This window comes from Microvirga sp. BSC39, assembly GCF_000739015.1.
Taxonomy (GTDB): Bacteria; Pseudomonadota; Alphaproteobacteria; order Rhizobiales; family Beijerinckiaceae; genus Microvirga.
In genome coordinates, this window is record NZ_JPUG01000010.1 from 1 (window position 1) to 8,563 (window position 8,563).

Genomic DNA, 8,563 nt, shown 5'->3' on the forward strand with positions numbered 1-8,563 from the left:
GTTGCTGCTGCTCGAATTGCAGAACAAGAGAATAGAAGAACTAGAGAGCAGGCTTGCGAATTTAGAGCAAGAAACAAACAAGATGCACAAGATATTCTTGAGAGGATTGAGCGATCAAGGAGAGAGCATCTCGCAAATGGATGCTACTATGAAAGAGTCATTGATTACATTTGCAGAAAAGCTGGACAGTATCTTGCAGTGATTGAGCTAGATACGCCGACGAAGTTCATGAAGAGAATTATAAGAGTGCGCGATGAGTATTCTAAGTAAGATACTGAAATTTGTGACTATTACTGAACCTAAACCTGAGTCTGTAAAGGTGGTTACCATGCCGCCAAAGATAGAAAAGACTAAGCTTTTCAATTTTGACGACGAGGATGAAGACATTCCGGTTATGGATTATGAGCCATATAAGGATGTATTCTATAAATTCGATAATAATGGCTATGGAATGCTATTTTTTTATAAAGGCTTATTGCGTATTGATCCCAAGCATATGTCTTTGGATATAGAAGTAATAAATAATAAGTTATATCTTTATTGTAACGTCAGTAAAATATATAAGCTTAGACATCACAGAATATGTCTATATGAAGGTGAATCATATCTAGTAAAATACATTAATTTGCAAAATGCGGTGCGGGTATATCTGAGTGATTGGCAGTTATATCCATGGAATGTTGCAATCAACGAAAGGTCATTAGCTGGATTTGAATACGATAAAATTAAAAATTACAAGTTTCTCATAAAATTTGATGGTAACGGAAGAGATATTATAGATGCAGATAACGTTCCTGATAGACTGGAATGCTTTGATGGAAAAAGTGGTTTAACACGCGATCTATTCATTGCAGCTTTTATGATGTTGCTGCCTCTTAATGAAAGGAATGAGGAGCCCACACTTTTAGGTAAACATAGATTGCTGGGAGTGAGGGTCTGGCAGAATTATTTCCAAAGGTTTGGAAAGGTGGCTCCACCTGCAATGCCTCGGCTAGATACCTTGGATTGGGACAGGATCATTGAGGTCGCTCAAATGCCTCTCTTGGCTGGATCTAGCGGTCGTGTGTCAGGGACTCTTAATACCAAGCCGGAGGGCTCTGGTGGATCCAATGAAAGTGCCCTAGCCTTACAGTTGCGGGAGCAATTTAACCGGACGCGCAAAAGCGATTTAGGGCTATGACTGCTAACAGCTTGATTTGCGCCGGACCAGAATTCGAGGAGCTATCAACGGGTATATTGTCCGGCGACTAACCAGCCAACCGACGCCACCATGATTTGCGTTCGACTGGAGCAACCTGTTCGGAAGCAGGCTTTGGAGCTGTCGCAACATCATGCCAGCGATCGCGATCCCGCTCTGCAGCAGCCAGAGCAGCTCTAAGAGCTTCTACCTGAGTCGTCGCAATGTCGCGTTCAGTGCGAGCCGTATCGCGCTGGACCACCAACTCATCCCGTTCCCCTGCTCTTTTTAGAGCTTCCTCGAGCTGCGCCTCTAGCCTTTCGATGTGCCGGGTCAGAACCATCGTCACTGACGGGTCGTGTACCGGGGGGTGAGCCGGAGCTTGTACCGGGTCTGTCCCACTTACAGTACCAGGTTCAGTTTTGGTGCTAAGCACCTCTTCAGGAACGCCAATTCTGACTTTGCCATCATTGCCTTTTTGACGAGCCCAGTGTTTGCGCTTCACATGCTGGCGCGCGCTCTCACGCTCAATCCCAAGGCGCTCGGCAAGTTCGTCGTAGGTCAGCCATACCGTTGTCATCGAGGGACATGCTCCGGAGCATGAAGGAGTGTGAGAGCCGGGACGCCACCCGGGACTGCTCCAGGTTTGCTCCAGGGTACGTGCCGGAGCATGGCCGGTTCACGGTTAATCACTCGTTAATGGGTTGTGGCGAGCTTGTAGCGTGGCATTGACCCCTATTGAGTCGACGGGGCACAGTGTAAAAGAGCGTTGTGGTTGGTTTGATTTGCAAATCAACGACGCGAAGGAGCTTAGAAACACGAAAGCCCGCCAGGGGCGGGCCTCATGCATACCGGCGAACCGGGAATGACGATTGATTGGCGTCATCATCATCCCCGAAAACTCGTCGCCCCGCAAGACGGAATTTACCGTCGATAGCGGAGCTATGTCTGCATGAAGCGTCATTCCCTGCGCCGGGTCTAACTAACCTGAAGGGGATCGCATGTCATTTTGCGAGGAGATCCGGCGTGCCGTGATGGCATCGCCGCGGATGAAGCTGCCGGAGATCCGGTCAGCCATGTACAAGGCCTTCACGGCCGGGCAGCTCACAGAGACCGAGGCTGAGACCCTTGATACCCTGATCAATGCCAGAGCAGCCATTCCGACTACAGAGGCGCCCGCCAGGCGGCACGTCGGATCCCGGCCCCGTTCCTCTGCCTCGATGGAAAGACGCCGGTCTTGGGCCGCCGCAGGCCGCTTGCCGCCCGCTCTGGCGGCGCGGTTCACCCTAGCCGAGCAGGCTGTGCTAGCTGTCGTTGCATCTGAGGTGAAGAAGAACGGTGCCTGTTCCCTGACGATCGGGCACATCGCGGCCCTCGCGGGTGTCTCTGAAACGACCGTGCGTAACGCCTTGAGACAGGCGCAAACGCTCGCTCTCGTCACCATCGAGGAGCGCCGGCGCACGGCCTGGATGAACTATCCCAACAAGGTTTCCATCGTTTCGAAAGAGTGGAGCCTGTGGCTCCGTCTCGGTACGGGTGCAAATTCGCGAACCCCACGAGTACAGAATTATAAGAGCGGCCTCGCGCTGACGCGCGAGAACATGAATCCTGGGGCGCTAGAAGCGCCTGGAGGCCTATTTCGGAGACGACAGAGCCCAACGGAACCCGAAGAAGGGCTATCGGCATAGCCGGGGCATTTGTTAGGACGGACAGAGCCAGATTCTGAAAGCAGATTTCGCAGAAGGCCGTTTTGGAACAGCTTTAAGGGTTTCTGGGACCTAACCTCATCCGAGGGATAACCCGTCATTGGGAGCGGAGGCTCTGTCGCTTCCACGTCCGAAGCTTGCTTCGCTTCGTCGTCTCCGGTGTAGCTTTGCTTTCACCGCGCGCTCCAGCCACCGAAACTCCTCTTGGATGAACTCAAGGCGGTCCAGCAGTTCATTATTGATCAATTGGGGTGGGGGAAAAGGGTCAGTCTGAGACCGATGAACTTGGATGATGCTGTGGATCTTCTCAAGGGAAGAAGGGCCAATGTCCGGGGTTGCCAACCAGTGTCGATCCGAGATCTGGGCGATCTCTTGCACCGTGGGCCAACGCCCTTGGAATTCTCTGAGGATGGCTCTTCTCACCCGTGGTGGAATGTCTGCCAGAGGAAAAAGCTCGTCCTGCTGCATGTAACATCCTTTAGGCTCAAGATGGGTTGTTGAAGCGAATGAGAAATCTTGGCCAATACAGGGCAAAATAGGGGAATTTTCTTGGTTCTCACCTCGGATATACGTTTGGGAGGTTCCGCCCATACGAATTGGTCACAGATTGTTGGCTGGCAAGCGTCTTGATCAAGATGGCCAAGCCAGGACAGTGAACAATCGATATTAGGTAAGCCGTCCTCAATAGCAGGTATAAGTCTCTTATAAGAGAAAAATCGTTGATATCGTGATGATATTCTTATTATTCCAACGTAACCATACCTCGGAGTCACTACTGCAGTAGTATAGGATCAGCAGAGACTTACAATTTTATTTGCTTATACTTTCACCATGCGCCAGCCTTCACAGACACGGCAGTTGAGCCGTGATTTGGGAGGGATAGCATGATTAGAAACAGGCTATTCTCAGCTCTGGTCGTTGCGCTCGTGGCCACCGGATTTGTGGTATCCGGCGTCACATGGAGCAACGCCTATGCTCAATCAAAGAATGCCGGTGGTGGACCCGGCAACAGCGGTCCTGGTGATAAGGGTGGCCCCGGCAATGATGCAGGCGGCAAGCCCCCGAACAGCCCTCCATAGTCACAGCGTAGAAGAAGGGGCAGCCCCGTGCTGCCCCTTTGCTGTGTGCAAAAGTCAGGTAACTTGCAGAAGCGCACTGTCAGTGGGCTATGGCATCCAAAGGGATCGATAACAGAACACTGCCGGCTGGACACACCACATCAAGCCGCCAGCCCTGCCACTCCTCATCGAATTGGTGCGTCTCCTGCCGGATCTCCTGAATAGCTTGAAGGGCAAAGTACTGCATGGCTCCAGGGTCCAAGACCTCAATCCCTGCATCATCAGGAATGGTCTCGTGACTGCTCACCAGATGAAAGTAACAGCGCATCAACACCCTCAAGATCTCAGCAGCGTACGCTGCTCAAGCAAGAGCCTCGGCCGCGATACCGTGCCGGATCAGGTCCCGCCGGTCACCCTAACCAGGCGTCTGATTCCTGCCAATACGACGAGGTAGGTACGCGGATGTAGGGAATAAAACCCGCGCCGCTGCGTTATGTGCCCAGAGGACTCCCCATTCAGCCCAAAGAGAAGCCTCTTGGTTGTATCGCTACAACCGATTGGTGAGCACGGATTGTTCACTTTGGCTGTAGCAGGATGCGGACCGGGCGCGTTGCGTAACAGCCCGAACCAATGCGGAGTCGCCCCTCCGCTTCACGCCCTGGCTGGGAATTTCTGGAACCACTCCTGGCCGGGGCGTTGCTGTTTCTGGGCTACCTCTCACCCTAGAACATAAGTCATTAGGAATTTTGGCTTGCCCGTTTGCTCCATTGTGGATCAGCCCAAATGGCATACGTTTGAGGGCGTGGCAGAGTCCCCCTTCCGTCACAGACGCCCTGGCCGGAGGTATACGAACCTCCTCCGGCTGGGGCGGCTTTGCGCCGGCTTGCCTCACCCGAAATCAGCCTCCGATTTCGCATAGGCCGTCTATGGAACTCCTCAGGGTGACAACCTGATGCCAAGCCTAGCCTCAGGTGGATTGCGGCTGTAATCCCTGTGGGATGAACGGCAGGCTCAAATCAAAGAAGCGGTGGGATACGGCGCAACTTGCCGAATACGGCGCTCTGCTGGGCATGGCCCTGGGGATATTAGAGCAATTCTGTCATGCCTTCTGTCCCGCCTCCTGGCAGCATAGTCCGGGAGAAAACCTGTACACCCATGTTTTCATCAAGGTTGTGATCGGTGCCGTCGCTGGAGCAACCTTGTTTGCCGCGACATCCGCAATCCGTAACTGGCTCAGGCGGGATAGGTAATTTCCGATAAGGCCGTTTTTGGAAAGCCGCCGCCCGCGTTAGTGGCGGTTCAGAGGGCAGCGACGAATACAACTTTGCCACTCTCGTCCGTGATCAGCAAAGACCCACCTGTCGCAACGTGCTTGGCGAACGCCTCATGCCACAAAGCATCGGCCATTTCTTCATCCATCGCTCTCCAGAAATCCGGTAGATCGAGACCCGTCCTGTCCCAGAACATTTTGCGTTCCGTGCGGGTATGAAAGAAATAGCGCGGCATGGGCGAATCCCTCATTGCAAATGAGGCTCGCTTAGCCTTTCAAAAGCCGCAACAACACAGTTGAGCAGTTCAGTTTAACCTATGTTGATACGAGCCTAAAACTTTGAAGCCATTCGAACAAACCGCAGACTCCCACTGTTGATCAATATCTATCTGAAGGAGGATTGTGGTGCCTCGTTTCTACTTCGACGTGCGCGAAGATGGGGAGATTATTCCTGATCAAGAAGGCCTCGAATGCGAGAGCTTGGATGCTGCTGAACATCTGGCTGCTGTGTCCGCAGCCGATATTGGACGGGATCTGCTCCCAAAGGGTAATGCGCGGGAGATCACGATTGAGGTGAAGGACGGCGACGGCTTCCTGCTGGTCACCGTGACAGTCGCTATGAGCGTGCGCCGAACAGTTCGAGCGCTGGTGTAACCCGTCCGTGAATTTCTGATAAACCCCTTTATGGAACCGGATATTGTGTCGTTTGAGCGTATTCGGAAGATAAATTTTCAACCAGCAGCCTGATCCTTGTAAACACCCAGTCTAACTGGCTCTGGAAAGCACCTCAGTGCAGCAGTGATTACTTGAAAATACATTCTTCAAATTTGACTGCACAGACCCATCGAAAACCTAGCTCTCAGAGGCTCGCTTCAGACATCCGGCCCAGATTTGGCCTTGCCACCGGCAGCCTGATCTTGAGGCGAGATCGCAAGCACGCTGCTGAATGGCAACACCAGCACAGACGTTCCTTGGTCGTCCTCGACCTCAATCTGCCACCCTTTCCAGCTTCTATATTCATCTGGAGGGGGGCCGCGCATGATCTGCCGAACCGCCCTAAGCGCCTCACGCCCGGCAGTCGCATGATCAGGAAGCAGGAAGCCAATCTGGTCGAGGGACCGGCCCGCATCACTGCGGAGGTGAAAGAAGTAGCGCCGCATGGTGCTGGGCGTCCTAGTGAGCCTGGCTGTATGCCTTGAACACAACCATTTTCCAAGACTGGCTTTTTCGGCTAATCCAGCCCTGGTCAGATATGGGGCAGACCCGAGCCAAAGCGATCCATGCCTATGCCGACGAAGCTTAGTCCGATCCTGCTTGTTGAGGATCATCCGAACGATATCGAACTGACGCTCGCAGCTTTTCAGGAAGCCAGGCTGGCCAATGAAATCCTTGTTGCGCGGGATGGTGAGGAGGCGCTGAAGTTCCTCCAGCAGTGTGGTGGCGACGAAGACCAAGGATCAATGATGCCAGCGATGGTGATCCTGGATATCAAGATGCCGAAGGTCGATGGCTTTGAAGTGCTGAAGCACATCAAGAGCGATCCGAAGCTGTCGCACATTCCTGTGGTGATGCTCACCTCGTCACGGGAGGAAGTCGACCTGATCCGCAGCTACGAGCAAGGCGTTAATTCCTATATGGTGAAGCCGTTCAAGGCAGCAGAGTTCTTTAATACGATCCAAGGGCTTGGTTTCTTCTGGTCCTTACATCGCCAGACGCAATAAGCTCACAAATTCGCCTAACGGGCCTTATGGAACCGCAGGGGATTTTAAGTCCCTTGCGTCTACCAGCATCGCCACCTCCGCGCTCAGCCCCCTAAGGTCTCCTCGACAATTCTCGGGTTCCGATCCAGCAGCGCCAGCAGGGGCGCCGGCCCCTGCGGCGACCGGCGCCCCTGCTCCCAATTCCTGAGCGTTCCCACTGGAACGCCGACGCGGCGGGCGAAAGCTGCCTGAGATAAGCCGGTTTTGTTCCGAATGGCAGCTACGTCAATGGCGTAGGGAATCCTGAGATCGCCGCCGAGGCTCTCATCATCGTCCGTTAGGGCCAGCACTTCGCCTAGGCTGGCAATCAGCTTGTCAAAGTCATCATTCGTGCCCACGGCAGAACCCTCGTCCGAGGTGAAGATGCGTCAACGGCGCAGTGCGCCAATGGCGGATAGGCCATCACTATCCCCAGCGAAACACCGGAGCCTCATTGTCTTACTGCCAAGCTTGACTCAAAAGAAAGTAGCTAGGGCGCACTTATGGGTTTGCTGACGCAAACCCGTGCTTCCCGAGCTTGATCCTGGACTGTCGGAGCCTGTCAGTGGCGATCTACAGCTTGAGCATGTCAGCCGTCGGACGCTCGACCCATGCCCCTGGCACGGCAGGAGCGCACGTGGCCTATATCACCCGCGCGTCGGCCGCACGGGCCGTTCTGGTGGAGCGGATGCCTGCTCCCCAGATCGGTCGGCGGGGTGCCGCCGCACGCGCTTGGCTGGACGCGCAGGAGCAGCAGGACCGCAAGAATGCGAGGGTGATCACCAAACTCATGGTGGCGCTGCCACATGAGCTTGAGCCGAAAGACCAGGCCCAACTCGTGCGCCACTTCTGCGAGGCCCTCACCCAAGGGCGGGCGCCATGGCTTGCGGCTGTTCATGCTCCGAGCCAGCGGGAGGGGGCGGATGATCGGAACTGGCATGCTCATATCGTGATCCGGGATCGCGATCCTGCCACTGGAAAGCGAGTTTGCGGGCTGTCCGAGAAAGGCAGCACGGAACTGGTCCGGAAGCTGTGGCAGGACACCTGTAATGCGGCGCTCGCCCGTGCTGGCGTTGCGGCCCGGATCGATCATCGCTCCTTACGAGAGCTGGGCATCGAGAGAATTCCTGAGATCCATGTGGGTCCGAAAGCCACCATCATGGAGGCGAAGGGCGTCCGCCCTCAGAGCAGGTCCCAGAACGACAACGGCCGGGAAATCCGGTGGCCTGAGATTGATGGTGGCCAGACGCGTGCAGAGCATCGGGCGGAGATCGTCCTAGAGCGAGAGGTCGACCATGATCAAGCCAAAAGGATTGAACAACTTGTTGCTGCTGCTCGAATTGCAGAACAAGAGAATAGAAGAACTAGAGAGCAGGCTTGCGAATTTAGAGCAAGAAACAAACAAGATGCACAAGATATTCTTGAGAGGATTGAGCGATCAAGGAGAGAGCATCTCGCAAATGGATGCTACTATGAAAGAGTCATTGATTACATTTGCAGAAAAGCTGGACAGTATCTTGCAGTGATTGAGCTAGATACGCCGACGAAGTTCATGAAGAGAATTATAAGAGTGCGCGATGAGTATTCTAAGTAAGATACTGAAATTTGTGACT

General features: G+C 53.8%; 10 protein-coding genes. 6 read left to right on the forward strand and 4 right to left on the reverse strand.

Annotation, left to right across the window (positions count from 1 at the left end; translation table 11 throughout):
* Both MA07_RS30565 and MA07_RS29370 read left to right on the forward strand, forming a co-directional pair.
* The coding region (locus MA07_RS30565) for a hypothetical protein (RefSeq protein ID WP_036345902.1) at positions 1-202 on the forward strand (202 nt) is incomplete at its 5' end.
* A 51-nt stretch (positions 203-253) separates the two neighbouring features.
* On the forward strand, positions 254-1,180 hold the full coding sequence (locus MA07_RS29370; RefSeq protein ID WP_152568672.1) for a hypothetical protein: 927 nt from the start codon (positions 254-256) through the stop codon (positions 1,178-1,180).
* Between the two features lie 67 nt (positions 1,181-1,247).
* On the opposite strand, the gene MA07_RS28355 is transcribed toward MA07_RS29370, so the two are convergent.
* Positions 1,248-1,757 carry a hypothetical protein gene (locus MA07_RS28355; RefSeq protein ID WP_081928696.1) on the reverse strand — a complete coding sequence of 170 codons (510 nt, stop codon included), beginning with the start codon at positions 1,755-1,757 and terminating at the stop codon, positions 1,248-1,250.
* Between the two features lie 454 nt (positions 1,758-2,211).
* Between MA07_RS28355 and MA07_RS01120 the strand changes: the two genes are divergently transcribed.
* Positions 2,212-2,865 carry a GntR family transcriptional regulator gene (locus MA07_RS01120; RefSeq protein ID WP_244445114.1) on the forward strand — a complete coding sequence of 218 codons (654 nt, stop codon included), beginning with the start codon at positions 2,212-2,214 and terminating at the stop codon, positions 2,863-2,865.
* Positions 2,866-5,240: 2,375 nt separating this feature from the next.
* Here MA07_RS01120 and MA07_RS01140 read toward each other — a convergent pair.
* Positions 5,241-5,447, reverse strand: a complete 207-nt coding sequence (locus MA07_RS01140; RefSeq protein ID WP_036345912.1) for a hypothetical protein — start codon at positions 5,445-5,447, stop codon at positions 5,241-5,243.
* Between the two features lie 169 nt (positions 5,448-5,616).
* Between MA07_RS01140 and MA07_RS01145 the strand changes: the two genes are divergently transcribed.
* The gene (locus tag MA07_RS01145) at positions 5,617-5,865 is read left to right on the forward strand and encodes a hypothetical protein (protein WP_036345915.1); all 249 of its coding nucleotides are present in this window, start codon (positions 5,617-5,619) and stop codon (positions 5,863-5,865) included.
* A 218-nt stretch (positions 5,866-6,083) separates the two neighbouring features.
* Here MA07_RS01145 and MA07_RS01150 read toward each other — a convergent pair whose 3' ends face one another.
* Positions 6,084-6,371: a hypothetical protein gene (locus MA07_RS01150; protein WP_036345917.1), complete on the reverse strand. Its 288-nt coding sequence runs from the start codon at positions 6,369-6,371 to the stop codon at positions 6,084-6,086.
* Positions 6,372-6,497: 126 nt separating this feature from the next.
* Between MA07_RS01150 and MA07_RS01155 the strand changes: the two genes are divergently transcribed.
* Positions 6,498-6,932, forward strand: a complete 435-nt coding sequence (locus tag MA07_RS01155) for a response regulator (RefSeq protein WP_036345920.1) — start codon at positions 6,498-6,500, stop codon at positions 6,930-6,932.
* Between the two features lie 83 nt (positions 6,933-7,015).
* Here the strand turns inward: MA07_RS01155 and MA07_RS01160 are convergent, their stop codons facing one another.
* Complete coding sequence (locus tag MA07_RS01160) at positions 7,016-7,309, reverse strand: helix-turn-helix domain-containing protein (RefSeq protein ID WP_036345923.1); 294 nt, start codon at positions 7,307-7,309, stop codon at positions 7,016-7,018.
* 278 nt (positions 7,310-7,587) lie between these two features.
* Between MA07_RS01160 and MA07_RS27400 the strand changes: the two genes are divergently transcribed.
* Positions 7,588-8,544 (forward strand): MobA/MobL family protein, encoded by a 957-nt coding sequence (locus tag MA07_RS27400; protein ID WP_052002702.1) that lies wholly within the window; start codon positions 7,588-7,590, stop codon positions 8,542-8,544.
* Positions 8,545-8,563 lie beyond the last annotated feature (19 nt).